Origin of the sequence: Brachybacterium sp. UMB0905 (assembly GCF_002871795.1) — a bacterium.
Lineage (GTDB): Bacteria > Actinomycetota > Actinomycetes > Actinomycetales > Dermabacteraceae > Brachybacterium.
On record NZ_PNHL01000008.1, the window covers coordinates 144,872 to 171,512 of the forward strand.

At 70.4% G+C, this 26,641-nt stretch carries 22 protein-coding genes; 1 reads left to right on the forward strand and 21 read right to left on the reverse strand.

Features of this window, described 5'->3' with window-relative positions; genetic code table 11:
* Positions 1 to 194: 194 nt before the first annotated feature.
* From CJ197_RS09625 to CJ197_RS09635, 3 genes are all read right to left on the reverse strand, one after another.
* Positions 195 to 884 (reverse strand): endonuclease/exonuclease/phosphatase family protein, encoded by a 690-nt coding sequence (locus CJ197_RS09625; protein ID WP_102236529.1) that lies wholly within the window; start codon positions 882 to 884, stop codon positions 195 to 197.
* Complete coding sequence (gene dnaE, locus CJ197_RS09630) at positions 881 to 4,456, reverse strand: DNA polymerase III subunit alpha (RefSeq protein WP_102236530.1); 3,576 nt, start codon at positions 4,454 to 4,456, stop codon at positions 881 to 883. Before dnaE ends, CJ197_RS09625 begins: the two co-directional genes overlap by 4 nt.
* Before the next feature lie 112 nt (positions 4,457 to 4,568).
* Positions 4,569 to 5,528, reverse strand: coding sequence for a hypothetical protein (locus tag CJ197_RS09635; RefSeq protein ID WP_102236531.1), 960 nt, complete (start codon positions 5,526 to 5,528; stop codon positions 4,569 to 4,571).
* A gap of 121 nt (positions 5,529 to 5,649) precedes the next feature.
* Here CJ197_RS09635 and CJ197_RS09640 point away from each other — a divergent pair, with 121 nt between their 5' ends.
* Positions 5,650 to 6,405, forward strand: coding sequence for a DUF6308 family protein (locus CJ197_RS09640; protein WP_102236532.1), 756 nt, complete (start codon positions 5,650 to 5,652; stop codon positions 6,403 to 6,405).
* Between the two features lie 22 nt (positions 6,406 to 6,427).
* On the opposite strand, the gene CJ197_RS09645 is transcribed toward CJ197_RS09640, so the two are convergent.
* The 18 genes from CJ197_RS09645 to CJ197_RS09730 all read right to left on the reverse strand — a co-directional run bounded on the left by CJ197_RS09645 (position 6,428) and on the right by CJ197_RS09730 (position 26,640).
* Positions 6,428 to 7,213, reverse strand: a complete 786-nt coding sequence (locus CJ197_RS09645) for an alpha/beta hydrolase (RefSeq protein WP_233190804.1) — start codon at positions 7,211 to 7,213, stop codon at positions 6,428 to 6,430.
* A gap of 131 nt (positions 7,214 to 7,344) precedes the next feature.
* The gene (locus CJ197_RS09650) at positions 7,345 to 8,109 is read right to left on the reverse strand and encodes a hypothetical protein (RefSeq protein ID WP_233190806.1); all 765 of its coding nucleotides are present in this window, start codon (positions 8,107 to 8,109) and stop codon (positions 7,345 to 7,347) included.
* Between the two features lie 347 nt (positions 8,110 to 8,456).
* Entirely contained in the window at positions 8,457 to 9,386 is a 930-nt protein-coding gene (locus tag CJ197_RS09655; RefSeq protein WP_102236534.1) for an RluA family pseudouridine synthase, read from the reverse strand.
* Entirely contained in the window at positions 9,383 to 10,096 is a 714-nt protein-coding gene (gene lspA, locus CJ197_RS09660; RefSeq protein WP_233190807.1) for a signal peptidase II, read from the reverse strand. The genes CJ197_RS09655 and lspA overlap by 4 nt, the downstream gene beginning before the upstream one ends.
* Positions 10,093 to 10,782, reverse strand: a complete 690-nt coding sequence (locus tag CJ197_RS09665) for a DivIVA domain-containing protein (protein ID WP_102236536.1) — start codon at positions 10,780 to 10,782, stop codon at positions 10,093 to 10,095. The genes lspA and CJ197_RS09665 overlap by 4 nt, the downstream gene beginning before the upstream one ends.
* A 128-nt stretch (positions 10,783 to 10,910) precedes the next feature.
* Positions 10,911 to 11,201, reverse strand: a complete 291-nt coding sequence (locus CJ197_RS09670; RefSeq protein ID WP_102236537.1) for a YggT family protein — start codon at positions 11,199 to 11,201, stop codon at positions 10,911 to 10,913.
* Between the two features lie 9 nt (positions 11,202 to 11,210).
* A complete protein-coding gene (locus tag CJ197_RS09675; protein WP_102236538.1) occupies positions 11,211 to 11,693 on the reverse strand; it encodes a cell division protein SepF in 483 nt (160 codons plus the stop codon).
* A 160-nt stretch (positions 11,694 to 11,853) separates the two neighbouring features.
* On the reverse strand, positions 11,854 to 12,591 hold the full coding sequence (pgeF, locus tag CJ197_RS09680; RefSeq protein WP_233190808.1) for a peptidoglycan editing factor PgeF: 738 nt from the start codon (positions 12,589 to 12,591) through the stop codon (positions 11,854 to 11,856).
* On the reverse strand, positions 12,588 to 13,919 hold the full coding sequence (gene ftsZ / locus CJ197_RS09685; protein WP_102236539.1) for a cell division protein FtsZ: 1,332 nt from the start codon (positions 13,917 to 13,919) through the stop codon (positions 12,588 to 12,590). The genes pgeF and ftsZ overlap by 4 nt, the downstream gene beginning before the upstream one ends.
* A 196-nt stretch (positions 13,920 to 14,115) precedes the next feature.
* Positions 14,116 to 15,009 (reverse strand): cell division protein FtsQ/DivIB, encoded by an 894-nt coding sequence (locus CJ197_RS09690; RefSeq protein WP_233190809.1) that lies wholly within the window; start codon positions 15,007 to 15,009, stop codon positions 14,116 to 14,118.
* 143 nt (positions 15,010 to 15,152) lie between these two features.
* The gene (murC, locus tag CJ197_RS09695) at positions 15,153 to 16,685 is read right to left on the reverse strand and encodes a UDP-N-acetylmuramate--L-alanine ligase (protein ID WP_233190811.1); all 1,533 of its coding nucleotides are present in this window, start codon (positions 16,683 to 16,685) and stop codon (positions 15,153 to 15,155) included.
* Positions 16,682 to 17,812: an undecaprenyldiphospho-muramoylpentapeptide beta-N-acetylglucosaminyltransferase gene (gene murG / locus CJ197_RS09700; protein WP_102236542.1), complete on the reverse strand. Its 1,131-nt coding sequence runs from the start codon at positions 17,810 to 17,812 to the stop codon at positions 16,682 to 16,684. Before murG ends, murC begins: the two co-directional genes overlap by 4 nt.
* Positions 17,809 to 19,203 carry a putative lipid II flippase FtsW gene (gene ftsW / locus CJ197_RS09705; protein WP_102236543.1) on the reverse strand — a complete coding sequence of 465 codons (1,395 nt, stop codon included), beginning with the start codon at positions 19,201 to 19,203 and terminating at the stop codon, positions 17,809 to 17,811. The genes murG and ftsW overlap by 4 nt, the downstream gene beginning before the upstream one ends.
* Complete coding sequence (murD, locus tag CJ197_RS09710) at positions 19,200 to 20,702, reverse strand: UDP-N-acetylmuramoyl-L-alanine--D-glutamate ligase (protein ID WP_102236544.1); 1,503 nt, start codon at positions 20,700 to 20,702, stop codon at positions 19,200 to 19,202. The genes ftsW and murD overlap by 4 nt, the downstream gene beginning before the upstream one ends.
* Complete coding sequence (gene mraY, locus CJ197_RS09715; RefSeq protein ID WP_102236545.1) at positions 20,699 to 21,799, reverse strand: phospho-N-acetylmuramoyl-pentapeptide-transferase; 1,101 nt, start codon at positions 21,797 to 21,799, stop codon at positions 20,699 to 20,701. The genes murD and mraY overlap by 4 nt, the downstream gene beginning before the upstream one ends.
* A complete protein-coding gene (gene murF, locus CJ197_RS09720; RefSeq protein WP_102236546.1) occupies positions 21,796 to 23,277 on the reverse strand; it encodes a UDP-N-acetylmuramoyl-tripeptide--D-alanyl-D-alanine ligase in 1,482 nt (493 codons plus the stop codon). Before murF ends, mraY begins: the two co-directional genes overlap by 4 nt.
* Before the next feature lie 2 nt (positions 23,278 to 23,279).
* On the reverse strand, positions 23,280 to 24,866 hold the full coding sequence (locus CJ197_RS09725) for a UDP-N-acetylmuramoyl-L-alanyl-D-glutamate--2,6-diaminopimelate ligase (RefSeq protein ID WP_102236547.1): 1,587 nt from the start codon (positions 24,864 to 24,866) through the stop codon (positions 23,280 to 23,282).
* Between the two features lie 7 nt (positions 24,867 to 24,873).
* Positions 24,874 to 26,640 carry a penicillin-binding protein 2 gene (locus CJ197_RS09730; RefSeq protein ID WP_102236548.1) on the reverse strand — a complete coding sequence of 589 codons (1,767 nt, stop codon included), beginning with the start codon at positions 26,638 to 26,640 and terminating at the stop codon, positions 24,874 to 24,876.
* Position 26,641: the final 1 nt, after the last annotated feature.

Below are 26,641 nucleotides of genomic sequence, written 5' to 3' on the forward strand. Positions count from 1 at the left end.
TGGTCCTGCGCTCATCCCATGATCTCGCGCTCAGCCCGGGGACCAAGCGGTGAGCAGGGACGACGATAGTCGACCGAGCGGCCCGAAGGCACCCGGCATCCGCATGGTCACCCAGTGGTCACCCAGGTTTCACCGCCGGGGTGACTACATGGCGGGCACCCACAGCTCCTATGGACAGCGCGACGGGGGCGCCGTCACGTCTCGGCTGGGGCGGCGGCGCGGGTGTTCATGTCCCCCAGCAGGACAGCGGGGCCGCGCAGCGGAGCCAGGGCCGTCGCGAGATGCGCCGCCTGCGCAGCGCGATGCTGCGCGGTGAAGGCATCGAGATGGGTGGTGATCACCGTGGCCTCTCCCCCACCGCGGCCGGCCAGATCCACGCGCGCAGCGAGCGCGACCCGCGGCTCGGGATCCTTTCCCTCCACCCCGCGGGCCGACGGGAGCGGAATCCGGCCGGGAAAGGCAGCGGACGCGGTCACGGATTCGGCGTCGGGGGCGGGGGCGCTGTGGATGGGGTCGTCGGGGACGGGGGCATCGGGGGCGGGAGTGCCGTCAGACCTCCGGTCCTGCACGGGCAACTCGAGGGGTTCCAGCGGGAGCTTCGAGAGCAGCGCCACGCCGTATTCGCGGGGCTCTGCCCGCCCGCTCGGCGCGGGCAGCGTGATCGCGGGCGCATACAGGGCGTCCATGCTGAGCCCTTCCGCGAGGCGCCCCGGCTGATCCTCGTAGCCGGAGCGTTCCCCGAACCGGCGGTCGACCTCCTGCAGGGCGACCACATCGGCCTCGGTGCCGCGGATCACCTCGAGCGTGCGCGAGAGATCCAGTCGGTTGACGGCGGAGGCTCCATGGCGGATGTTGAAGCTCACCACCCGGAGCCTGCTGCTCATTGCAGGCAGCCCGGCCCCAGCAGCGCCTTCAGCGAGGCATACAGCGCCGCCGACGGGGTGACCGACAGGCGCTTGTCCAGCTGCATGAGGGTGGCTCGCCCGGGCTCCTGCAGGCGCAGCCGCACTTCGGAGGAACCGGGGTTGTCCTCGAGCACGCCGCGCAGCTCCTCGGCCACACGCTGGGTGGCGCGCGCCGCGGGCAGCGCGATGACGACCGGCCCGCCGACGCCGCCGCCGGTCTCCGGGATCGTCATCTCCATCACGCGCAGCTCCGGCATGCCCTTGGAGGTGTCCACCCGGCCCTTCATGGAGACGATGAGGTCCTCAGCGAGCTCGGTCGCGACGGTCTGATAGGTGGAGGGGAACAGCAGGCAGTCGATCGACCCCTCGAGGTCCTCGACGGTGGCGATCGCCCACATGTCGCCCTTCTTCGTGGTCTTGCGGGCCAGCTGCGTGATGAGCCCCGCGATCGTGACCATCTGTCCATCCTGCACGGCGCCATCATCGGCGAGCGCGGAGATGCTCGTGGTGGAGTTCTGAGCGATGACATGCTCGAGCCCATACAGCGGGTGGTCGGAGACGTACAGGCCCAGCATGTTCCGCTCGAAGGCGAGCTTCTCCTTGCGGTCCCATTCCGGCAGGTCCGGGATGGTGATGGTCGCGGCAGACCCGGAGGCCATCGCCTCGCCATCCTCCCCGGCCGCGCCGCCCAGCATGTCGGCGAACAGGTCGTACTGGCCCTGGGCCTCCTTGCGCTTGATGTCCACCACCGCGTCGACCGCATCCTCGTGGACGAGCACGAGGGAGCGACGGTTCGCGCCCAGGGTGTCGAAGGCCCCGCCCTTGATGAGCGATTCGATGGTGCGCTTGTTGCACACGGACAGCGGCACCTTGTCCAGGAAGTCAGTGAAGGAGGTGAAGGCACCCTTCTCCTCGCGGGCGGCGATGATCTCCTCGACCACGTGGGCGCCGACGTTGCGGATCGCCGAGAGGCCGAAGCGGATGTCATCCCCCACGGCAGAGAAGTACAGGCCCGATTCGTTCACGTCCGGAGGCAGCACGGTGATGCCGCGGTGGCGGCAGTCCCCCAGGTACAGGCCCAGGCGGTCGCGGTTCTCCTGGGTGGAGGTCAGCAGCGCCGCCATGTATTCCGTCGGATAGTTCGCCTTGAGGTAGGCGGTCCAGTAGGACACCACCCCGTAGGCGGCCGAATGCGATTTGTTGAAGGCGTAGTCGGCGAACGGCAGCAGGGTCTCCCACAGGGCCTGCACGGCGGCGTCGGAGAATCCGTTCTCCTTCATCCCCGCTTCGAAGGAGACGTACTGCTTGTCCAGCTCCGCCTTCTTCTTCTTGCCCATCGCGCGGCGGAGGATGTCCGCCTGGCCCAGCGAGTAGCCGGCCACCTTCTGGGCGGTCTGCATGACCTGCTCCTGGTAGACCAGCACACCGTAGGTCTCCCCCAGGATCTCTGCGAGCGGCTCCTCGAGCTCGGGGTGGATCGGGGTGATCTCCTGCAGCCCGTTCTTGCGCAGCGCGTAGTTGGTGTGGGAGTTCATGCCCATCGGCCCGGGCCGGTAGAGCGCGGAGACCGCGGTGATGTCACCGAACCAGTCCGGTTTCATCTGCCGCAGCAGGGTGCGCATGCCGGAGCCATCCAGCTGGAACACGCCGAGCGTGTCGCCCTTCTGCAGCAGCTGGTAGGTGGCCGGGTCATCGAACGGCAGGGTCTCGAGGTCCGGGGCCTGTTTGCCGTTGCGTTCGATGTTCTCCACCGCATCGGAGAGCACGGTGAGGTTCCGCAGCCCCAGGAAGTCCATCTTGAGCAGGCCCAGGGTCTCGCACGTGGGGTACTCGAACTGGGTGATGATCTGCCCGTCGGAGGGGCGGCGCATCATCGGGATGATGTCGGTCAGGGGGTGGCTGGACATGATGACCGCGCAGGCGTGCACGCCCCAGCCGCGGGTGAGGCCCTCTACGCCCTTGGCAATCTCCACGACCTTCTGCACATCGGGGTCCTCATCGTGGAGCCGACGGAACTCCCCGGCCTCCGCGTACCGCTTGTGCTCGGGGTCGAAGATACCCGCGAGCGGGATGTCCTTGCCCATCACCGCCGGCGGCAGCGCCTTGGTGATCCGGTCGCCCATCGCGAAGGGGTAGTCCAGCACCCGGGCGGCATCCTTGAGGGAGTTCTTCGTCTTCATGACGCCGTAGGTGACGACCTGGCTGATGCGGTCATCGCCGTACTTCTGCTCCACGTACTCGATAACCTCGCCGCGGCGACGGTCGTCGAAGTCGACGTCGAAGTCCGGCATGGAGACACGGTCGGGGTTCAGGAAGCGCTCGAACAGCAGGCCGTGCTCGAGGGGATCCAGGTCCGTGATCCGCATGGCGTAGGCGACCATCGACCCGGCGCCGGAGCCGCGCCCGGGACCGACGCGAATGCCCTGTTCCTTGGCCCATTTGATGTAGTCGGAGACCACCAGGAAGTAGCCGGGGAAGCCCATCTGGAGGATCACGCCCACCTCGTAGTCGGCACGCTTCTGGACCTCATCGGGGATGCCCGCCGGGTAGCGGTACTCCAGGCCGCGCTGCACCTCCTTGACGAACCAGGACTCCTCGTCCTCGCCGGAGGGGGTGGGGAAGGTGGGCATGTAGTTCGCGCCCTCGGCGGTGGTGGCGAAGGCGACGTCGCACATCTCGGCGATCCGCAGGGTGTTGTCGCAGGCCTCAGGCAGTTCGCGGAACAGCTCGCGCATCTCGCGGGCGGACTTCAGGTAGTAGCCGGAGCCGTCGAACTTGAAACGGTCCGGGTCTGCCAGGCGCGACCCGGAGTTGATGCACAGCAGCACATCCTGGATCGTGGCGTCGGCTTCGGTGACGTAGTGCAGGTCGTTCGTGGCGACCAGCGGGGCGCCGATCTGCTTGCCCACCTCGAGCAGGTCCTTGGTGACGCGCTGCTCGATGGAGAGCCCGTGGTCCATGAGCTCGATGAAGTAGTTGTCCTTGCCGAACATGTCCTGGAACTCGCCGGCGGCCTTTACGGCCTCATCGAACTGGCCCAGGCGCAAGCGGGTCTGGATTTCCCCCGACGGACAGCCGGAGGTCGCGATGAGGCCCGGGGCGTACTTGGCGAGGATCTCTCGGTCCATGCGCGGCCACTTGCCCATCTGCCCATCGAGCGAGGCCGCGGAGGCCAGGCGGAACAGATTGTGCATGCCCTCCGTGGACTGCGAGAGCAGGGTGAGGTGGGTGTAGGCGCCGCGGGCGGAGACGTCATCCCCGGCGGCCTGCTGTTCCTTGGTGCCCCACTGGACGCGGGTGCGGTCGTGTCGGCTGGTGCCGGGGGTCACGTACGCCTCCACGCCGATGATCGGCTTGATCCCGGCGTCGGTCGCAGCCTTGTAGAACTCGTAGGCGCCGAACAGGTAGCCGTGGTCGGTGATCGCCACCGCCGGCTGCCCCTGGTTCACGGTCTCCGCAACGAGCTTGTCGATCTTCGCGGCGCCATCCAGGAGGGAGTAGTCCGTGTGGACGTGGAGGTGGACGAAGTCATCGGATCCCGCAGCAGCCATGCGGTCCAGGGTAGCCGCGGGGGGCGACGGATGAGAGGGCCGGGCAGGTCGCAGAAGTCACCCCGGCGGGTCGACGGCGGGGCGCATCGGGTGCAGGTGAAGAATCGCCGAATCACTGAGCACCATCGGGGCGATCAGCTGGCTCATCGGCTCTCTCTGCGGCCAGCAGATGCGGGAGGCCGGCAAGATCCGAGAAGCGGGCAGCGAGCTTCATCGTCAGCGGGTCCTCCGGGCCTCCGTGCCGACGCTCGAGCGCGGTGATCTCCGATATCGCGTCAGCGCACATCGGCTCACCCGCGCTCGCAGCACCCAGAAGCAAGCAGCAGAAGCTCAGGTAGTAATACTCCTCAGGCACCTCCTGCGCATCTTCTCGCAGTGCCGCAGATTCACGCACCTTACGGGCAGCAAGAAGAATCGCTGGCGCCGCTGAGACGGGGAGCGGCGTGACTCTGGGCGTCAGCAGACGGAGAACCTGCAGCATCCAATAACCATTGATCGGAGATGGAAGCTTATCGCCGTCTCCGCCCACATAATGCTCGACCTCCGCACTGAGATACCGGCCCACCTGCTCTCCCGAAGCTCGTTCGAGAAGCATATCGGTGAGCGCCTCCGGTTGGATCTCCACCCCGACGTCGTAGAGGTCGTCACGGATCCAATGCAGCGGCTCGCGGCCCTCGGCGTCCCGACGCACCGCGAGTTCGACGTATTCCACAAGCGTCGACTCGAGCGTCGCTCGAGCCTCAGCCTCAGCAGCCAGTGAGGCGAGAAGCTGATTCGGATCGTCGTCATCGGCGACGAGGCAGGCGACAAGCACCGCCGCGCCATGAACACACAGATGCTGTGAGGCGGCGAGCGGATCGTTGTACCGAGCTCCGCAGGTGCAGTGGAGCGTCACCGGCCACGACAGCGAGATCCTGGCAACGTGCGGTGGCACCGTTGAGACGATCCCCTCCGCGACGTTGGAGCTATTGTCCATCAGGTAGTCCACGTTCGAGGCACGACGCACAGCCTCCGGAAGGACGTGGAGCCCGGCGAGTCTCGTGAGGTCGCTGAGGCGGATCTCTTTGCTCATGGCAGAAGCATCGCGGACGGGTGTGACAGTGCGAGAGCTGGAGCGATCCGTTAGGTATGTCGGAGCCCGCTCGTACGCTTCTACCCATCTCAGACCGGCGCGTCAGCGAGGAGAAGCCGCCATGACCGACATGAACCTGCCGCGGATCCTGCAGGACGATAAGTCCACGCATCAGGAGGCGGTGGACCGCCTCAGGGACTACTGCTTCTCGACCCGCCTCCTCCCCGCGAAAAGCGGCGCACACGCAAACCCGCTGACATTGCCGTACTTCACGGGATCTCGCTTCGAAAGCTTCGGTCAGCAGCCGGGGACCGAGAACGAGATCACGGCATCAGATCTTCTGTCACTCTCCCTGCTGTCTGTACCCATCAAGGCGGACGCGACGCTCATCATCATCGAGGAGCGCAGAAGCCGCATCACAGAGCTCTTGCAGGAGCTGCCGACGGACAAGGACCTCGGCGAACTGGATGAAGAGACGTTCTGCTCGATGCTCGGTGCAGAACGGACGGCGGGATCGGCCAGTCCTGGCCAGGAGCTCTGGGATCTCCTGCGTGGCAATGGGCTCGACGGGAGGATCGGCATGGGACCGGTGCGGGTGAGCAAGCTACTCGCGCGCAAACGGCCGCGGCTCGTGCCGATCTACGACACGCAGGTCGCGACGGCCTTCGATCTCCGGGACTCACGCGGATACTGGAAAGAGTTCCACAGCATCATGCGACCCGAGGTCGGGCTCGCCGATCGCCTCAGCCGCATCCGCACTGAAGCAGGGGTTGTCGAGTCGGACATGTCCCTCCTCCGCGTGATGGACATCCTCGTCTGGCATGCGCAGAAGTACACGGACGAGACGTGGCGGGATCGCGTGCTCTCCACGCCGTGAGTTGGCGACACGCGCCAGTCCCTCACCCCAGCAGGAACTCCGCCACGCGCGTGATGTAGCCGGGCCGGTCCGCGAAGTAGGAGCCGCAATGGCCTGCACCCTCGGTGAGCTGGAGCGTCGTCCCCTCCCCCGCGGCGGCGGCGAGCTCGTGGGCATGTGCGACGGGAACAACCTCGTCGGCCGTGGAATGGAACAGGAGGACCGGGCGCGGAGCGATGCCTCTGATCGCCTCCGTCGGCCGCACCTGCGCAAAACCGTAGCCATACACGGCGCGGGTCGCGGCATCGACCAGACTCGCCGCCGCGCCGGGCAGGCGCATCGCCGCAGCGGCCGCGGCGATCACCCCGTGCATGTGGGCGAAGGCGGAGTCCGCGACCACGCGTTCGATGCCGTCGTCCTCTGCCGCGACCAGCAGCGAGACCGCCGCGCCCATCGAGAACCCCACAAGCGAGATGCGCGCCCCCGGCACCCGGTCTCGTACCCAGGCGATTGCGGCGCGCAGGTCCTGCTGCTCGTGGAAGCCGAGTGACTGCTTCCCGTCGCCGGACTCGCCGTTGCCGCGGAAGTCGTACAGCAGCACGCTTATCCCGGCTCGTCGCAGCCCCGTACCGATGCCCAGCAGCTGCGACTTGTCGCCACGAAACCCGTGGGAGGCGATCACCACGTCAGCGCTGCCGGGCGCTTCCATCCACCAGCCACGCAGCTGTGCCCCATCAGCCGCGGTGAACTCCACGTCCTCGAACGCGGTCTGCAGTTCGAAGGGCGTGAAGGTGTACAGCAGCTCGGGACGATGGGGGCCGTTGATCATGCGCGCTCCCACCAGCCCACCCGCGACGCTGAGGACGGCGGCACCTGCGGCGGTGGTACCGAGGACGGATGCGAGCCGAGAGCTGGACCAGCGAGGCCTGATGCCCGCCGCGTCACGCGAATGCTGTGCGCTCATGCGTCGGGCCCGTCCTGTTCCGCGTCGCGCTCGCGCCGCATGTCTGCCACCAGGGCGTTCATGTAGTCGTGGACGTCCTCGTAGCTGAGCGCCTGCTCGTCGCGGCGCGGTGGGATGCCTCCCTCGAAGGCACCGCCGTGCCAGGCCATCGAGTCATCCGGCAAGCTCGGGTCATCATCGCGCCACAGGTCCAGCGGGATGTGGTGTGCGGCGAGGTCACGGGCAATGACATCGGCCCCGGCTGCATCACCGGCCCGTTGCAGCACGTCCACGAGCAGGGACTGCGCCGCCCAGGCCGTCGCATCGAGCTCCCGGTCCGCGCCCGGTGTGATCGACTCCTGCACCAGCGCGATGAAGCTCGCCGCGAGATCCTCCGCGCCGTCCTCGTGATGGTCCTTCGCGACCCTAAGGGCGACCTGCGGCACGAGCTCTCGCACCTCCCACAGCACTGCGGCGCCCACCAGGGCCATGCCGACGCCGGTCGGGAAATCCGGGTCGAGCGCGATCGCGGAGGTGGGGGCACGGCCCGCCCGACGGGCGTCATCGGCGGCGAGAAACGCCTCCACGGCATTGGCGATCGCGGCGCGCGCCCGCTCGGGGTCCCGCAGCGTGACCTCCGCATCACCGCGCGGCAGGCCCAGCCGACGGGCCACGCGCTGGAACGGGAAATCCGGCCGGTCCAGGCTCGAGGCGCGGGCACGGTCGAGGGCGGAGTGCTCGTCCGGAGCGGCGCGGTAGGCAGGGCGGGGATCCTCGCTCATCGCTCCACCGTACCCGGGCCAGGTAGCGCGCTCGCGCGCCCGCTCACGGCGCCCGCTCACGGCTCGGCCAAGTCGCTATCGTGCCGCCACGCCGCCGCTGGTCGACACGCCGTCACGCCGTCACGCCGTCGGCGGCCACCACGCCGACACGCCAACGCAGGCCGCCGAGTGCACCGATCTGAGCCGAATCGGGCACGAAACGGTGCACTCGCGCGTGGGAGATGGCGTGTCGAGCGCAGGAAGGAGGTTCAGACAGGCGGGGAGCACCAGCAGGAAGCGGGTCAGTGCCCAGGCCAGCGGCCGATGGGCACAGCGCCCCGGACGGTGCGCCGAGCAGGCGCTGGGGCTCAGTGTCCTCGCAGGCGATCCAGGGCCTGCTGCAGGTCTTCCGGGTAGCGGGAGGTGAAGGTGACCTCCTGGCCGCTGGCCGGGTGGATGAAGCTCAGCTCCATCGCGTGCAGCCACTGGCGTTCGAGCCCCAGGCGCGTGGCGAGCGTGGGGTCCGCGCCGTACAGCGGATCCCCCACCAGGGGGTGGTGCAGCGCGGAGAAGTGCACGCGGATCTGGTGGGTGCGGCCGGTCTCGAGCTCGATGCGCAGCAGCGTCGTGCCCGGCAGCTCCTCGAGCGTCGAATAGTGCGTGATCGAGGGCTTCCCGCCGCGCGCCACCGCGAACTTGTAGTCATGGTTCGGGGACCGGCCGATGGGCGCATCGATCGTGCCCTCGGGCTGATCCGGGGCACCCTGGCAGATGGCGTGGTACACCTTGCCGACCTCGCGGGCGCGGAAGGCATCCTTGAGCGTGGTGTATCCGCGTTCGGTGCGGGCGACCACCATGAGCCCGCTCGTGCCCACGTCGAGGCGGGAGACGATGCCCTGCCGTTCCGGGTCGCCGCTGGTGCGGATCGTGACCCCGGCCGCGGCCAGATGCCCCAGCACCGTGGGCCCGGACCAGCCGGCGCTGGGATGCGCGGCAACCCCGACGGGCTTGTCCACCACGACGATGTCCTCGTCCTGGTGGATGAGGCTCATGCCAGGGGCGATCTGCGGACTCACCTGCACCGCGGGCTTCTCCTCGGGCAGCTCGACGTAGAGCATCGCCCCGGGTGCGAGCCGCTGCGATCGGGTGGCGACCACGGCGCCGTCGATCTCCACGAGCCCCGCGGTGACGAGGTCCGCCGCCCGCGTCCGGGAGAGTCCCAGCATGCGCGAAAGGCCGACATCCACCCGCTCTCCGGCCAGGCCGTCCGGGATCATGAAGGTGCGCGAGCTGCTCACGATTCCCCCTCACGGCGCGCCGACGTGGGCTCCGCATCCACCGGGCCCGCGTCACGCAGCGTCCGGTCCGCGCGTTCCTCCCCCTCGTCGCGCGTGGCGTCCTGCTCCTGCGCGGCCTCGTCGGACCGACGTGCCTCACGCTCGGCGGGCTCCTCGGCCTCGGCACGCGCCGGGTCGGCGGCCACGCCGAACAGGCCCAGCGCCACCACGAGGATCGCGCCGCCCACCACGGCCATGTCCGCCACGTTGAACACCGGCCAGTTCGGCAGTTCGAGGAAATCCACGACGGCGCCGCGGAACGGCCCGGGCTCGCGCAGCAGACGGTCATAGATGTTGCCGAGTGCCCCGCCCAGGATCAGCCCGAGCGCCGCCGTGTACCACAGCGAGCGCACCGAGGTGACGGCAAAGATGATCACGCCCAGGACGATGAGGATCTGCAGGATCGTCACCACCGGGGTGATCTCCGCGCCCATTCCCCAGGCTGCCCCCGTGTTGTACAGCAGGGTCAGCTGCAGCAGCTCGCCGATCAGCGGCTGCGGCTCCAGCAGCGGCAGGTTCGCCTCCGCCCAGTTCTTGGTGATCTGGTCGATCACCGCGAGGACCGCGCCGATCAGCCCCATCAGCATGAGCACTCGGGCACGGCTCAGACGGCGACGAGCGCCGGACCCCTGGGGCCCGACGCTCGCCGCGGTGGAGCGATGGGAACTCACAGGCCGAAGTTCGCCTGCTTGTCCTGCGTCTCGCTGGTGTCGAGATCGCGCAGCTGGTTCTCCAGGTAGTTGCGCAGACGGTTGCGGTAGTCGCGCTCGAAGTTGCGCAGGCCCTCGATGGTCTTGTCGAGCTCGGCCTTGCGGCTCTCGAGGTCGGCGAGGGTGGTGCGGGACTTCTCCTCGGCCTCGCCGACGATACGGCGGTGCTCCTCATTGGCCTCGGCGATGAGTCGATCGCGCTCATCCTCACCGTTCTGCACGTACTCATCGTGCAGGCGGTTCGCCAGGGCGATGATGCCCGCGGCGTCGGTGGGGCGATCAGCGCCGGCGGCGGGAGCCTCGGCGACCGGGGCGGGCTGCTCGTCGGCGACCGGCTCCACGGCGGCGGTGTCCTCCTCCGCCGGGGCAGGCTGGTCCTGCGAGGCATCGGCAGGAGCGGCGAACTCGTCCTCGTGCACGTCCTGGCTGCCATCGGCCGCGGCCGCAGCGCCGGACTCGAGCTCGGCGATGCGGTTGTGCGCCTCCTCGAGCTCCTTCTTCAGGCGCTCGTTCTCCGCGATCAGCTCCTTCAGACGAGGCTCGACATCGTTGTCGAGGAAGTTGTCTACCTCGTCCATGTCGTAGCCCTCGGAGAAGCGGACCGGGGTGAACCGCTGATTCTGCAGGTCTTCAGGCATCAGAGCCATGGGTCACCTTTTCATCGTTCTCAGTCATGGATGCGCTGATGCGCGCAGTGCGTTCAGCCTAACCGATCACGGCCCCTCGGCGAATCAAGGCAGGTCCCGACGCTGCCGAGAGCCCGGCCTTTCTCAGTTCACAGCGCGAGCGGCGCGAGGATGCGCAGCAGGATCCAGCCCACCAGCAACAGGAGCATGAGGCTGAGGTCCAGGGCCACGGCGCCGATGCGCAGCGGTGGGATCAGACGGCGCAGGAACTTCACCGGTGGGTCCGTCAGCGTGTAGACCACTTCGAACAGCACCAGCACCATTCCGCGGGGCCGGAAGTCGCGCGAGTACCCCCGGATCCACTCGAGCACCAGGCGCGCCAGCAGCAGGAGCAGATACAGCAGCAGCGCGATATACGCCACCCCTGCCAGCAGCTGCACGGCGGCCGCTCAGCTCTGGTTGTAGAAGCTGCCCTCGTCGGCGGAGGTGTCTCCGTCGACCTGGACGAACTCCGGGGAGAGCAGGAACACCTTGGAGGTGACGCGCTCGATCGTGCCGCGCAGACCGAAGACCAGGCCGGCGGAGAAGTCCACCATGCGCTTAGCGTCGCCGTCCTGCATGTCCGAGAGGTTCATGATCACCGGCACACCATCGCGGAAGGACTCGCCGATGGCCTTCGCGTCGTTGTAGGAGCGCGGGTGGATGGTCGTGATGCGGTGCATCGACTCCTCCGCGGCCGGGGACATGGTCACCACATTGTGATTGTGGTGCTGACGGATCGGGGTCACCTGGGCCTCCCGTTCTCCTGCGGGCTCGGGACCGCGCTCGGTGCGGCGGGACGGGTAGGTCTCCTCCGGCCCGTCCTCGTAGTACTCGTCGTCGACCTCATTGGCGAGGCCGAGTGCGACCATGGCGTTGCGCCAGCTTCCCATCGCAGTTCTCCCAGTTGTTGTTCGCGCTGACCTGGGCTCCGGGGAAGCACGGGGAGTGCGTGGGAGCCCTTGTGCTGCAAGCTACCGCAGCCTGTTCCCAGCGCCGGGGAGGTGCCCGGCGTGTCGTGGGTGTGTCGGGCGTGGCACGGCCGACGAGCGCTCAGGCCCGATGGATCACTCCGGCGAAGCGCCCCGTGCGCGAGCTGCGGCGGTAGGAGTAGAAGCGCTCGTCCTCGAGGGTGCAGGGCGCAGCCGCGTCGATCCCCTCACCAGGCACGCCGGCACTGACAAGGGCCTGCACCGCACCGGCCCGCAGATCCAGGGCCGGGGTGCCCCAGGAGGTGGTGGCGGCCGTGGCACCAAGCCGCCCCGCGGCGTCCTCGCGCATCGCCGCAGGCACTTCGTAGCAGTGCCCGCAGATGGAGGGGCCGATGGTGACCTCAAGGTCCGCGGGCTGCGCACCGAGCTCCCCCATGGCATGGACGGTCTGCTGCAGGATGCCGTCCAGCAGGCCGCGCCGACCCGCATGCGCTGCGGCGATGACGCCGGAGACCGGATCGGACAGCAGCACGGGCAGGCAGTCGGCGACCATGATCGCGAGCGCCACATCCGTCCGATCGGTCACCAGAGCATCGGCGGTGCGCAATGGCACATCGCCGGTGACCGGCAGGGTGTGCACGTCAGCAGAGTGGACCTGCTCCACGAACACCAGCGGCAGCCCGACGTGCGCGGCCAGCAGCTCGCGGTTGCGCGCCACCGCGGCGGGCTCATCGCCGACGTGGCGGGCGAGGTTCAGCCCCGCGTGCTCCCCCGCGCTGACACCTCCGCGCACGGTGGTGAACAGGGCACGGGCCCCGCGATGCCGCGAGGCCCGTGCCAGGTCAAGACCGGGGGTCACTTGAGGAACGAGGGCAGATCCAGGTCGTCGTCGTCCTGCGGGGGCTCCTCGATGTGCGGGGGCCGCTGCGGGGAGTGCTGCTCCGGGGCGCGCGGGGCCGGCTGCGGGGAGTAGCCGCCGCCCTGCGGGGCGTCCTCGGCATCGGCCGCATCGAGCACCTCGGTCTCGGGCTCCGGGGCGCTGGGCCGGGACGGCGAGAACGTCTGCTGCGGCTGGCCCCAGGCACCGGCGGCGGCCGCCGGGCGCGGCACCTCGGAGCGCTGCTCGGAACCACGCTGCGGCTCCGGCCGCGGCGGCACGGCGGGACGCTCTCCGGCGCCGCTCTGGTCGCCGCGCGGAGCGGGACGCTGCTGCGGGGCGACGTCGGGGCGCGGGGCGGGGTTGCCGCCTTCGAAGCCGGCGGCGATGACGGTCACGCGCACCTCGTCGCCCAGGGCGTCGTCGATCACGGAGCCGAAGATGATGTTCGCATCGGGGTGCGCGGCCTCCTGCACCAGGCGGGCGGCTTCGGAGACCTCGTACAGGCCCAGGTCGCTGCCGCCCTGGATGGACAGCAGCACGCCGTAGGCGCCGTCGATCGAGGCCTCGAGCAGGGGGCTGGAGACGGCGAGCTCGGCGGCCTGCAGGGCCCGGTCATCGCCGCGGGCGGAGCCGATGCCCATCAGGGCGCTGCCGGCTCCCTGCATCACGGACTTCACATCCGCGAAGTCGAGGTTGATCAGGCCCGGAGTGGTGATGAGGTCGGTGATGCCCTGCACGCCGGACAGCAGGACCTGGTCGGCGGACTTGAAGGCGTCGAGCATCGAGACCTGCTTGTCCGCGATGGACAGCAGACGGTCGTTGGGGATGACGATGAGGGTGTCCACCTCGGCCTGCAGGGCGGCGATGCCGGACTCGGCCTGGGTGGAGCGGCGCCGTCCCTCGAAGGTGAAGGGGCGGGTGACCACACCGATGGTCAGCGCGCCGAGGCTGCGGGCGATCTTGGCGACCACGGGGGCGCCGCCGGTGCCGGTGCCGCCGCCCTCACCGGCGGTGACGAAGACCATGTCGGCCCCGCGCAGGACCTCCTCGATCTCCTCGGCATGGTCCTCGGCGGCCTTCTTGCCCACCTCGGGGTCTGCGCCGGCGCCGAGCCCGCGGGTGATCTCCTTGCCGACGTCGAGCTTGACGTCGGCGTCGGACATCAGGAGGGCCTGGGCGTCGGTGTTGATCGCGATGAACTCGACGCCCTTGAGGCCGGACTCGATCATGCGGTTGACGGCGTTGACGCCGCCGCCGCCGACGCCGACGACCTTGATGACTGCGAGGGAGATCTGGGTTCCGGCCACGTTTGGTCCTTGCTCTTGTCGTTCCTGGTGGAGAGGGCCCGCGGGCCGCCTGGTCTCGATCCTCCGAAACCCTCGACCTCGAGTTGAGGTTCAGACTTCGGGGCTCCTCTCCTTTCCCTCGACGCTAAGGACCGGTGCGACCTGGTGCAAACACCACGGGTGCGTGTCGCCGAGCGGAGCACCTCCGGGGCAGCGTTCAGCGGGTGACGGGCGCAACCGGGGAGGAGACGTCGATGACGCTGCCGGGCTCACCCAGCAGCGCCTGGACCACATCGGCCTTGAGCGCGGCGTCCTCCGCATCGCCCCACACCACGGTCTTGGTGCCGCCGTCCTCGAGCTGGAGGGTGAGGGTCACATCGGCGTCGGAGGAGGCGGTGATCTCGGTGGTCGCGCCGCGCAGCGGATCAGGCAGGGTCTCCAGCACCGCGATCATCGCGGCGGCGGCGCCCTCGGGATCGGCCGACGGGGTGGTGATGGCCAGCGGCATGAGCGATGCGCCGTCCGCCGCGGCCTCGGGCAGCTCCTCCCCCGTGCTGTCCAGGATGGCGGTGGTGCCGTTCGAGCGCTTCAGCTGTGCGACCGGGGTGCCTTCGGTGACGGTGACGACCACCCCGTCGGGCCAGGAGCGCTCCACTTCGGCGGTGCTCACCCCGGGGACCGCTTCGACATCGGCGCGGATCTGGTGTGCGGGCAGCAGCAGCAGGGGGCCGTGGGCCTGCTGCGCGGCGGCCTGCTCCACGGCGGCGGGGTCGACGTAGCCGGTGCCCTGCACGTCGATGCGCGCGATCTGCAGGGCGGGGAGGAACACGGCGGCGGCGAGCGCCGCGCCGAGCACCAGCGCCAGGCCAGCGAGCGAGGCGATCATCTGGCGCCGACGGCGCCGCCAGGGCCGCCCGGTCACGAGCTCGCGGAACCGGTCGGCGGCCTCGACCACCCGGCCGCGCGCGGGGGTCTCCTCGGCGGGGGCGGGCTCGGGGCGGGGCCGTCCGACGCTGCGCGATCCCTGCGTCGGGCGGGTGAGGGTCCCCTCCGCCGTCGACGCGCTGCTCTTCGCCTGCCGAGGTGCAGGTGCGGTCGGCGGTGTGGCCACACCGGCAGGCGTCGGCGATGATGTTCGCCGCCGCCGCGCCGTCCCCTGCGGCGCCGTCCCCTGCGGCGCCGTCCGCGGCGGAGTGGGCCGGGCCGACGACCGGCCGGTGCCGCGGGGGCGCGGGGCGCTGGGCCGACGAGCCATCACGGGGCCTCCGCGGCGGCGAGGGCGGTCATCACGCCGGGGGTGAGCTGGTCGATGCTGCCCGCGCCGAGCATGAGCAGCACATCCCCCTCGGCAGCGACCGCAGCGACCGCCGCTGCCGCCTGGTCATCCGCCTCCAGCGAGGTGACCTGATCTCCGGCGAGCTCGGTGATGGTGCGCGCAGTGACGGTCGGGTCGGGGTCCTCGCGGGCGGCGTAGATCGGCAGCACCCAGGTGCGATCGGCGTCTTCGAGAGCACTGGCGAACTGTGCGGCGAAGTCGCGGGTGCGGGAGAACAGATGCGGCTGGAACACGGTGAGGACGCGCCCGCCCTGCTGCGCGGCGGTGACGATGCCGCGGGCGGCGGCGATCGCGGCAGCCACTTCCCGCGGATGGTGGGCGTAGTCATCCACCACCGTCACCCCTGCGACGGTGCCGGCCACATCGAAGCGCCGGGCGGCCCCCGTGAACCCGGCGAGCCCCGCGGCGAGGGCCCGGGGATCGGCCGACGGGTCCGCGGCTGCGGTCGCGGCGAGGGCGCCGAGCGCGTTCAGGGCATTGTGGTGGCCGGTGACCGACAGCTCAAGGTCGAGCGGACCCGCGGGACTGTACACGGTGATCGCAGTGCCGCGCGGGCCGGGCTGTTCGCGGACCAGGCGCCAGGCGGCGTCCTCGGCCGTGCCATAGGTGAGGACCGCGATGCCCCGTGCCGCGGCCCGGTCCCCGAGGGCGCGGGCCCCGTCGTCATCGGCACACACCACGAGGGTGCCGCCGCCCGCGATCCGGGCGGTGAGGGCATCGAAGGCCGCGGTGAGATGCGCGGCATCGCCGTGGAAGTCCAGGTGATCGGGCTCGAGGTTCGTCACCACGAGGGAGCGGGGCGTGAAGGCGAGGAAGGAGCCGTCGGACTCATCGGCCTCCACGACCGCCAGACGCTCCCCCGCCGCATCGCCGCGCGCCGGATCCGCAGCGAACCCGGCGTTGCGGCCGAGGTCGGGGACGGCCGCGCCCAGCGCCCAGGCGGGATCGTGCCCCGCACCACGCAGCGCCGCGACGGCCATGCCGGTGGTGGTGGTCTTGCCATGCGTGCCAGCGACGGCCACGAGCTCTCGCGAGCCCAGCAGCCCGGCGAGCGCCGCGGCACGGTGGATGACGGGGATGCCGCGTTCGCGGGCGGCGCGGACCTCGGGGTTGTCCGCCCGCACGGCGGTCGAGACAATCACGAGATCCAGGTCCGGGGCGAGCAGCGCGGCGTCGAAGCCGATGCCGATGCGGGCCCCGGCCGCGCGCAGGGGGCCGATGAACTGGCCGTCCTGGGAGTCAGAGCCGCTGACGGTGTACCCGGCCTCGAGCGCGAGGCGGGCCACAGCGCTCATGCCGGCACCGCCGATGCGCACCACATGCACGGAGCGCACCGGCAGCTCGGCGGGCCAGTCGGGTCGGGTGATGACCTCGCCGGGACGCAGGATCGTGCGAGGCGTCAGGGGCTCATCAGCACTTACCTGCCCAGTGTCCATCGGCCCAGCGCTCATCGGCCCATCTCCTGGTCCGCGGGCGGCAGGGGCGGCTCCTCACCGCGGACGGCGGCGATGATGACATCGGCCATCACCTCCGCGGCGTCGGTGATGCCGAAGGCGCGGGCGGCGCGCGCCATCTCATCGCGGCGGTCGCCGTCGCGCAGCAGCGGCAGCACGGCGGTGCGCAGATGCTCCGCATCCAGCTCGGCATCGGGCACCATGAGCGCTCCCCCGGCCTCCACGACATCCTGGCCGTTCAGAGCCTGCTCGCCGTTGCCGATCGGCAGGGGCACGAGCACGGCCGGTAGGCCGACGGCGGTCAGCTCGCACACGGTCCCTGCTCCAGAGCGGGTCAGAGCGAGGTCCGCGGCGGCATAGGCGTCTTCCATCGCGGAGACGTATTCGAGCACCCGGTAGCCGGGGACCTCGGTGATGCCCTCGGCCTTGCCGCGGCCGGTGATGTGGAGGATCTGGGCGCCGGCGGCGGTGAAATCTTCGGCGGCCTCGGCCACGGCGGTGTTCAGCCGCTGCGCGCCGAGGGAACCGCCGGTTGCCAGCAGCACGGGCCGGGCCGGGTCCAGGCCGAAGCCGCGCAGGGCGTCATCGCGGCGGGCGGCGCGGTCCAGATGGGCGATGCCCTCACGCATGGGCATACCGATGCGGTGCGCGCCGGGCAGGGTGGAGCCGGGGAACGCGGTCAGCACCGCGGCGGCGCGGCGGGCACCGAGACGGTTGGCGAGCCCCGGCCGGCGGTTGGCCTCATGCACCACCAAGGGCCGTCGCAGCGAGCCGGCCGCGAGGTAGGCCGGCGGGCACACGTATCCGCCAAACCCGGCGACCACGTCGATTGCGCGGTCGCGCAGCAGGCGCCGCACCTGCCGCACGGTGGCGGCGAAGCGGACCGGGAAGCGCACCGCGGCCCCGTTCGGACGGCGCGGGAAGGGGACCTTCTCGATGGTGGCGAGCTCGTACCCGGCGGCGGGGACGAGATCCGCCTCGAGTCCCTCGGCGGTGCCGAGCACGAGGATCTCCGCCTCGGGGGTGCGGCGGGAGAGCTGGGCGGCGGTGGCGAGCAGCGGCGAGACATGACCGGCGCTGCCGCCGCCGGCCAGCAGGATGCGGGGCGCGGCGGTGGTGGTCATCGGGTCCTTCGAGATGCGGTACGGCGGGAGCGCCCACGGCGGCGGCGCGTGCGGGTCCGTCCGGACGCGGGCTGGGTGGGGGGCGCAGAGGTGGAGCGGGCGGGGGCGGGCAGGATCGAGATGGAGCGGCGCACCGTGCCCATGCGGGCGCCGATGGCTTCGGCGGCGCCCGGTTCGCGCCGCGCGAAGGACAGCAGCACGCCCAGCGCGGTCATCGAGGCCAGCAGTGCGGAGCCACCGGAGGAGATGAAGGGCAGGGGCACGCCGATCACGGGCAGCAGCCCGGTGACCACCATCATGTTCACGAAGGCCTGCCCCAGCAGCCAGGCGCTGATACCGGCCACGGTGATCTGCTGGAAGTGATCCTCCAGGCGGTTGATCATGCGGAACATGATCAGGGCCAGGGCCGTGAAGAGGGCGAGCACGCCGAGGGTGCCGATGAGCCCCAGCTCCTCGCCGATGATCGCGAAGATGTAGTCGTTCTCGGCGGCGGGCAGGCGCCCCCACTTCTGGCGGGATTCGCCCAGGCCCACGCCCCACCAGCCGCCTTCGGCCAAGCCCATCATCCCCTGCTGGGACTGCAGGCAGGAGTCGCCTTCACAGGTGCCGTGCAGCCAGTTGTTGATGCGGGCCATCCGGTTGCCGCTGGTGATGGTCAGGGCGATCACTCCGGCCAGGCCCACGAGGCCGGCACCGACGAACCAGCGGCGCGGCACTCCCGCCACCCACACGGCGCCGGCCACGAGCATGCACATCACGAGCGTGGTGCCGAGGTCATGCCCCCACACCACGAGCCCCAACGCGAGTCCCGCACCGGGCACAAGGGGGAACAGCAGGTGCCCGGGCCGGTTCAGCAGCGGTCGCTTCATGGCGAGCAGTGCCCCGAGCCAGATGGCGAGCGAGAGCTTGAGGAACTCCGAGGGCTGGAGGGTCTGGCCGGCGATGCGGATCCAGTTGCGGTTGCCGTAGACCTCCCAGCCGAGGCCGGGCACATGCACGAGGCACTGCAGCCCCAGGCCCAGGGCAAACAGGATCCAGGCGGTGCGCCGGTAGAAGCCCGGGGGCAGGATCGCCGCGGTCACCAAGCCCACCAGACCCATGGCCGCGAAGGTGCCCTGGCGCAGCAGGCCGGCGAATCCCGAGTCGCCGCGGGAGATGTTTCCCACCGAGCTGGAGGACAGCACCATCACCAGGCCGATCCCCACCAGCAGGGTGCCCACCACGATGAGGGCGTAGAAGTCCAGGGCCGGGGAGCGCAGCCACCCGGCGAGCTCCTCGCGGGCGCGGCCGCCGATATTGCCCAGCGGCTGTTCCTCATCGGGACGCAGCACCTGGGTGGAGCGGCGGCGCGGGGCCTGTGAGGCACGGCGCCTCGTGTCCTCCATCGTCATGCGCGCTCTCCTGGCAGTCGGGACACGGCCGCCGCGAACAGATCCCCCCGTTCCGCATAGTCACGGAACTGGTCAATGCTGGCGGCGGCGGGGGCCAGCAGCACCACATCACCCGCGGTGGCGAGCTCGTGGGCAGCGGCGACAGCCTCCTGCATGAGCCGGGATCTGTTCCCGACATCGTCAGTGTGGCCCGGATCGACCCGGTGGACGGGGACCTCGGGCGCGTGTCGGGCAAGTGCCTGGGTGAACGCGGCGGCCTCCGTGCCCAGCAGCACCACGCCCACAAGACGCGAGGCATTGTCGGCCACGAGCGCGTCGACGTCCGCGCCCTTGGTATCCCCACCGGCGATCCACACGGTGCGCTCGGCTGCGCGCAGCGACGCGGAGGCAGCAGCGGGATTGGTGGCCTTCGTGTCATCGACGTAGCTCACGCCGTCGATGGTGGCCAGGTGCTGGGCACGGTGTCCGCCCAGCTGATAGCTGCGCAGGCCCTGCTGGACAGCGATGGGCTCCACGCCGTAGGCGCGGGCGAGCGCCGCGGCGGCCAGGGCATCGAACACCAGGTGGGGGCCGACGCCGTGGGGCGCGAGGTGGGTAAGGTCCTCGAGGGTGGCGAGCTCGGCGGCGGCGCGGCGACGCTCCGCGATGAAAGCGCGATCCACAAGGATGCCGTCGACCACCCCGAGCTCACTGAGCGCGGGGGTGCCGAGCGTGAGGCCGATGGCTCGCGCGCCCTCGGCCACATCGGCCTGTTCCACGAGGTGCCGGGTGGCGTCATCGGCGACGGTGTAGACGCAGGCGGTGCGCACGCCCTCAAAGATGTGGCCTTTCGCGGCGGCGTAGGCCTCTGCGCCACCGTGCCAGTCCAGGTGGTCCTCGCTGATGTTCAGCACCGCGGCGGCCTCGAGGTCCAGATGCTCGGTCCAATGCAGCTGGAAGCTGGACAGCTCGAGGGCCAGCACGTCATACCCCTCGGGGTCCAGGGCCGCTTCGATCACCGGCAGTCCCACGTTGCCGCAGGCAGTGGCGCGCAGTCCGGCCGCGCGCAGGATCGAATCGAGCATCGTCACGGTGGTGGTCTTGCCGTTGGTGCCGGTGACGCCCAGCCACGCGGGACCGTCGGCGGCCTGCATGCGGCGGGCGAGCTCCACCTCGCTCCAGATCGGGATGCCGGCCGCGGCGGCGGCCGCCAGCAGCGGCTGATCGGGCCGCCACCCCGGGGAGGTGACCACGAGGTCGATCTCCCGATCCGTGGGCAGAGCGGTGGTGTGCTCGGCGCCGAGGCGTACCTCAACCCCGAGGACCTCGAGGATGCGGGCGCGTTCGCGCACCTCCTCGGTGTCCTTGCTATCCACGGCGAGCACGTGGGCGCCGCGCTGCATCGTCTGGTCGGCCACGGCGTAGCCGGAGACCCCGAAACCGGCCACGAGGATCCGCAGACCGCTGACGTCCAGGCCGGGCCACGGCCGCTGCAGGACGGGCACGACCGGGGCGGTCATGCGTTCAGCCCCGGCAGCGCATCGAGGTAGAAGATGCCCAGACCCAGTGCCGCCAGCACACCGGCGACGATCCAGAACCGCACCACAATGGTGACCTCGTTCCAGCCCTTGAGCTCGAAGTGGTGCTGCAGCGGCGCCATGCGGAACACGCGCTTGCGGGTGAGCTTGAAGCTGGTGACCTGGATGATGACCGACAGGGAGATGGTGACGAACAGGCCGCCGATGATGGCGCCGAGGATCTCGGTGCGGGTGACGATGGTCAGGCCCGCGATCGCCCCGCCCAGGGCGAGGGAGCCGGTATCGCCCATGAAGATCTTCGCCGGAGAGGTGTTCCACCACAGGAAGCCGACGCAGGCGCCGATGATCGCGGCGCACAGCACAGCCACGTCCAGCGGATCGCGCGCAGCGTAGGCGGTCGCGGGATCCGCGGCGCCCTCAAGGATGTTCATGCTCTGGCGCCACTGCCAGAAGCTGATCACCAGGTAGGCGGTGGTGAACAGGATGGTCGCGCCCGTGGCCAGGCCGTCGAGCCCATCGGTCAGGTTCACGCCATTGGACCAGGCCGCGACGAGGAAGTTCGCCCACAGCGCGAAGAGGATCACGCCGATCACGGTGCCGAGGAACGCCAGGTCCAGCCAGGTGATATCCCGGACGAAGGAGATCATCGTCGAGGCGGGCGTGCGGCCGAGGTCATCCGGGAACAGCAGGGCCAGCAGTGAGAAGGCGGTGGCCACGACGAACTGCCCGAGCAGCTTGTAGCGGGGTCGCAGTCCGGTGGAGTCCTGCTGGGAGATCTTCAGGAAGTCATCCAGGAAGCCCACGATGCCCAGGCCCACGGCGAGGAACAGCACGAGCATCACGGAAGCGCTCGGTGATGACCACAGCACCAGGTGGGTGCCGAAGTAGGCGATGAGGACCGCGAGGATGATCGCGACGCCGCCCATAGTGGGGGTGCCGCGCTTGGTGGCGTGCGTGGTGGGGCCGTCATCGCGCACGAATTGTCCGTAGCCGCGGGCGGAGAGGAAGCGGATGTACAGCGGGGTGCCCAGGAATGACAGCACCAGCGCGGCGGCACCGGCGACGAGGATCGCGATCATGCGTTCTCTCCCGTCCGTGCGTCGGTCTCACAGGGGTGGCTGGCCTGCAGATGCTCCAGGAGCGGAGCGGTGATGCGGCGCAGTCCTGCGTCGCGCGAGGACTTCACAAGGACGACGTCACCGGGCTGCACCACCCGTTGTAGCACGGCGATCGCCTCATCGACGTCGGCGAGCAGCTCGGACTCCCCACCGAAGCTGCCCTCGAGGCTCGCTCCATGGTGCATGGCCGCCGCCCCGGAGCCGACGGCGTACAGCTGGGAGATGTTCAGCCGCACGGCCAACCGACCGATCTGGTCGTGCAGCATCGTGGACTCCTCCCCCAGCTCGAGCATCTCGCCGAGCACCGCGATGGTGCGGTGGCTGCGGCCCAGGTGGGCGAGGGTCTTGAGCGCCTGCCGCATGGAGTCGGGGTTCGCGTTGTAGGCGTCATCGATGATCATCGCGCCGCCGGCGCGGTGGACCTGCATGCGGTGCCCGGAGCCCAGACGCGCATCCTGCAGGGCCGCTGCCGCGGCGGCGGGGTCCACGCCTACGCTGATCGCGGCGGTCAGGGCGGCCAGGGCATTGCCGGCCTGGTGCTCGCCGAGCAGGTCCGGGCGCACCGCGTGCTCGCCGGGCGGGATGGGGGCGCCGTCCACGGTGGTGAGCCCCGCGGGGATCTGCAGGGTGAAACCGATGCGTGCCTCATCGTCCAGGGTGAGGTTCTCTCCGCGCACCTGCCCGGCATCGAAACCCCACGTGACCGACGGGGCGTTCGTGCGCTCGGCCATCGCGGCGACGCGGTGGTCCTCGGCGGCCAGCACAGCGCGGCCCGTCGGCTCGAGCGCCTCGACGAGCTCGCCCTTGGCCTGGGCGATCGCCTCCACGGACCCGAATTCGCCCAGGTGTGCGCTGCCGACATTGAGCACGAGCGCCACATCGGGGCGGGCGATCGCGGTGAGGTGGGCGATGTGGCCGATACCGCGGGCGCCCATCTCGAGCACCAGGAACCGGGTGGCGGGGGTCAGGCGCAGCACCGTCAGCGGCAGACCCAGCTCATTGTTGAAGCTGCCGACGGGGGCGATGGTCTCCCCGGCGCTGGCGAGCACGGTGCCCAGCAGGTCCTTGGTGCCGGTCTTGCCGGCGCTGCCGGTGATCGCCAACACGGTGAGCTGCGGGTTCTCCCGGCGGGCGCGCTCCAGCTGCGCACGGGCCAGAGCGGCGAGTGCCTCCTGGACGTCGCTCACCCGCACCGCGGGCAGGGTCAGATCCTCCGGGACGGTGCTCACCAGGGCCAGGGTCGCGCCGGCCGCGCGTGCGGCCTCCAGGTAGTCGTGGCCGTCGGCCTGCTCCCCGGCGAAGGCAGCGAAGAGATCACCGTCCCGCACCTCGCGGGAGTCGATGCGGGCGATCCCGGTGACCGTCTCGTCGCCGCGGGCACCGCCGACGAGCTCACCACCGGTGAGGTCAGCGATCTGCCGTGCCGTGGTCTCGAGCATGCTCAGCGTCCTTCGTCCGTGGGGGTGGTCTCGGCGGCTCCGTGCGGCGCAGCGGCGGCCGTGAGGGCCTCGCGCAGCTGGGCGCGGTCATCGAACGGCTGGACGATACCCCTGATCTCCTGTCCGCTCTCGGCTCCCTTGCCGGCCACCAGGATGGTGTCGGACACGTCGGCGATCTGCACCGCACGCCGGATGGCCTCTGCGCGGCCGTCCACCACGAGGACCTGGGCGGGGCTCGTCGCGGGAATGCCGGCAGCGACCTGCTCGCGGATCGCGGCGGGGTCCTCACTGCGGGGATTGTCATCGGTGACGATCACCACGTCGGCGAGCCGCCCGGCGACCTCCCCCATCAGGGGGCGCTTGGTGCGATCCCGGTCCCCGCCGGCCCCGATCACAGCGATGATCCGACGGGTGCTGGGCACCGCGCGCAGGGTGCCGAGGGCCTTCTCGAGGGCATCGGGGGTGTGGGCGAAGTCGACGACGCCGAGCACGGGCTGCTGGGCGACGGCCTCCATGCGGCCGGGCACGGTGCCGTGGGCGGCGAGCGCCGCATCGACCTCGTCTCCATGGTGTCCGAGGCCCGCGAGCAGCAGGTGCGCGGCGACCGTGTTGGCGACGTAGTGCGCTCCGGGCAGAGCGGCGTGCAGCTGCCGGGATCCCTCCGGGCTGTCGAGCTGGAAGGTGCTGCCGTACCCGTCGGGACGCACCTCACGGACGGTGTGATCAGCCTCGGTGCCGGGGATGGTCGCATAGGTCGTCACCGGGATCTGGGCCTCCTCGGCGAGGCGGCGGCCCCAGGCATCGTCCACGCAGATCACGCCGCGCCGGGCATGCGCAGGGGTGAACAGCTCGCGCTTGGCGGCGTAGTACTCCTCCATCGTCCCGTGGAAATCCAGATGGTCCTGGCTGAGGTTCGTGAACAGCGCGATGTCGTAGATGACCTCGTCAGCGCGGTGCAGGACGAGGGCATGGCTGGAGACCTCCATCGCGGCGATCTGCACACCGTCCTCAACCATGCGCGCGAAAATGCCGTGGACCTCCGGGGCCTCCGGGGTGGTGCGAACGGTCGCGATACGGTGCTCATCCCCATCGGCCCCGGTGTAGGTGGTGCCGGAGGTGCCGATCATGCCGCTCGGCACACCGAGGGCCTGCAGCGTGTGTACCACGGCGGTGGTCACCGAGGTCTTGCCGTTGGTACCGGTCACGCCGATGATGGCGAGCTGCCGGGCGGGTCGGCCCAGCACGGCAGCGGCCGCGAGCGCAGTGACGGCGCGGGGATCGTTGACCACCAGCGCGGGAAGGCCCGCCTGCGTGCAGCGCGGAGCCCCGGCGGCGTCGGTCAGGGCGAGGGCGGCCCCGCGCTCCTGCGCCTGGGCGGCGAAGTCGGCGCCGTGGGCGTTCGCACCGGGCAGGGCGCACCACAGGTCCCCCTCCTGGACGGAGCGGGAGTCGAGGGTGACACCGGTCAGCCACACTGCGGGGGCAGGGGGCTCCACACAGAGCAGCTGGGCAAGGTCAGTGGAGCTCATGCCTGCCGGGGTGCGGGGGCGGGCAGGCTCAACCGGACGGTTCTCATCGGGAGAGGTCATGCTCAGCTCACCACTCGTTCTCGAGCTCGCGGCCGGGCTGGCCAGTGGGGGCGATGCCCTGGTTCTGCAGGGCGAAGGCGGTCAGCTCCGAGAACGCCGGCGCGGCGGCCCGGGAGCCGGAGATGTAGCTGTTCAGCCCGAAGACGAACACCCCGACCACGAGCTCCGGGTCATCGGCCGGTGCGAAGCCGATGAAGGAGGCGGTGTAGGTGCCTCCGGGCACCTGGGCGGTGCCGGTCTTGCCGGCCACGGCGTAGCCCGGGATCGCGGCCGCATGCTCATCATCATCCACGGCGTTGTCCATCAGCTCGCGCATGGTCGCGGCGGTCTCGGAGGAGACCACGCGCGTCTGCTCGGGCTCACCGAGGGGCTTGATGCTGCCATCGGCCTGCCGCACTCCCTGGATCAGGGAGGGCTGCACGCGCACCCCGTCATTGGCGAAGGTGCCCACGGCGGAGACCATCTGCAGGGCGTTCACGGAGTAGCCGTGACCGAAGGCGGTGGTGTAGCGGGTGCGGCCGGACCACTGCGACACGGGGTGGACCACCCCCGCGGCCTCAGCCGGCAGTTCGATGCCGGTGCGCTCCCCCAGACCGAAGGCGCGCAGGTAGTCGTAACGCACTTCGGGGCTGACGGTCTCGGCGATCTGCACCGTGCCCACATTGGAGCTGTTCTTGAGCACCCCGGCGGCAGTCAGCCGCTGCTCGGGGTGCTGATGGGAGTCCTTGACCCGCTCACCCTCGAACCACATCTCGTAGGGGATCTCGTACTGGCTCTCCGGGGTGACCGCCCCTTCCTCGATCGCTGCCGCGAAGGTGAAGAGCTTGCCCGTGGATCCGGGCTCGAAGACATCGGAGATGGCTCGGTTGCCGCGGTACTCCTCATCCGCGGCCCCGGGGTCATTGGGGTCGTAGGTGGGGTGCTCGGCCAGGGCCAGCACCTCACCGGTACGGGCATTGAGCACCACGGCGCTCGCCCCGGTGGCACCCCAGCTCTCCATCGCCGAGGCCGCCACCTGCTGCGCCTTCCATTGCAGGTCACGGTCGATCGTGAGCGCCACATCGCTGCCGTCGACGGCCTCGGTGGTCTCCTGCTTGCCCGTGGGGATGATCTGGCCCTGCGCACCCCGCTCATAGCTGGTGCGCCCATCGGTGCCCCGCAGCTGCTCATCGAAGGTCAGCTCGGTGCCGGCCCAAGCGGTGCCGTCGTCACCGACGAAGCCGAGGACGTTGCCGCCCACGGCTCCGGCGGGATAGATCCGCTCGGGCACCCGATCGGAACCGATCCCGGGGATCTTCAGGGACATGGCGGCATCGCGGACGGCCGGCTCCACCCCTTTGGCGAGGTACTGGAAGCCACGCTCGCCGGTGAGGGCCTCGCGGGTCTTCGCTGTGGACCAGCCGAGCACGGGCGCGAGGTCCCGGGCCGCCGCCTCCACACCCTCCAGCGGATCGTCGTCGCCGTACCCGGTGTACTGGTCCACCTGGAGCTGGTTGACCCACATGTCGTAGCGCTCCACGGAGCTCGCGAGCACCTCGCCGCGGCGATCCACGATGTCTCCGCGCATGGCGGGGATGACACGGGTGACGGTGCGCTGCTCGACGGCCTCCTGGGCGAGCGCCGTCGCGTCCAGGCCCTGCACCCACACCAGGCGCCCGGACAGCGCGAGCACCGCCACCATGATCATGACGATCAGGAGGCGGTGGCGGGTGCTGGGCTCCCCCACCCGGGCGGGTGGGATCAGCCCTCGGCGCCGACGTCGCGCTGCGGCCATA

Bases quoted from the DNA above. Each gene is read 5' to 3' on its own strand.
- murD (WP_102236544.1), bottom strand. From the start codon at position 20,702: ATGACCGCCCCGGTCGTGCCCGTCCTGCAGCGGCCGTGGCCCGGCCTG.
- ftsW (WP_102236543.1), bottom strand. From the start codon at position 19,203: ATGACGATGGAGGACACGAGGCGCCGTGCCTCACAGGCCCCGCGCCGC.
- mraY (WP_102236545.1), bottom strand. From the start codon at position 21,799: ATGATCGCGATCCTCGTCGCCGGTGCCGCCGCGCTGGTGCTGTCATTC.
- CJ197_RS09730 (WP_102236548.1), bottom strand. From the start codon at position 26,640: ATGGCCGCAGCGCGACGTCGGCGCCGAGGGCTGATCCCACCCGCCCGG.
- CJ197_RS09725 (WP_102236547.1), bottom strand. From the start codon at position 24,866: ATGACCTCTCCCGATGAGAACCGTCCGGTTGAGCCTGCCCGCCCCCGC.
- CJ197_RS09640 (WP_102236532.1), top strand. From the start codon at position 5,650: ATGACCGACATGAACCTGCCGCGGATCCTGCAGGACGATAAGTCCACG.
- CJ197_RS09625 (WP_102236529.1), bottom strand. From the start codon at position 884: ATGAGCAGCAGGCTCCGGGTGGTGAGCTTCAACATCCGCCATGGAGCC.
- murF (WP_102236546.1), bottom strand. From the start codon at position 23,277: ATGCTCGAGACCACGGCACGGCAGATCGCTGACCTCACCGGTGGTGAG.
- CJ197_RS09645 (WP_233190804.1), bottom strand. From the start codon at position 7,213: ATGATCAACGGCCCCCATCGTCCCGAGCTGCTGTACACCTTCACGCCC.
- CJ197_RS09650 (WP_233190806.1), bottom strand. From the start codon at position 8,109: ATGAGCGAGGATCCCCGCCCTGCCTACCGCGCCGCTCCGGACGAGCAC.
- CJ197_RS09665 (WP_102236536.1), bottom strand. From the start codon at position 10,782: ATGGCTCTGATGCCTGAAGACCTGCAGAATCAGCGGTTCACCCCGGTC.
- dnaE (WP_102236530.1), bottom strand. From the start codon at position 4,456: ATGGCTGCTGCGGGATCCGATGACTTCGTCCACCTCCACGTCCACACG.
- CJ197_RS09635 (WP_102236531.1), bottom strand. From the start codon at position 5,528: ATGAGCAAAGAGATCCGCCTCAGCGACCTCACGAGACTCGCCGGGCTC.
- murC (WP_233190811.1), bottom strand. From the start codon at position 16,685: ATGAGCGCTGGGCCGATGGACACTGGGCAGGTAAGTGCTGATGAGCCC.
- murG (WP_102236542.1), bottom strand. From the start codon at position 17,812: ATGACCACCACCGCCGCGCCCCGCATCCTGCTGGCCGGCGGCGGCAGC.
- CJ197_RS09675 (WP_102236538.1), bottom strand. From the start codon at position 11,693: ATGGGAAGCTGGCGCAACGCCATGGTCGCACTCGGCCTCGCCAATGAG.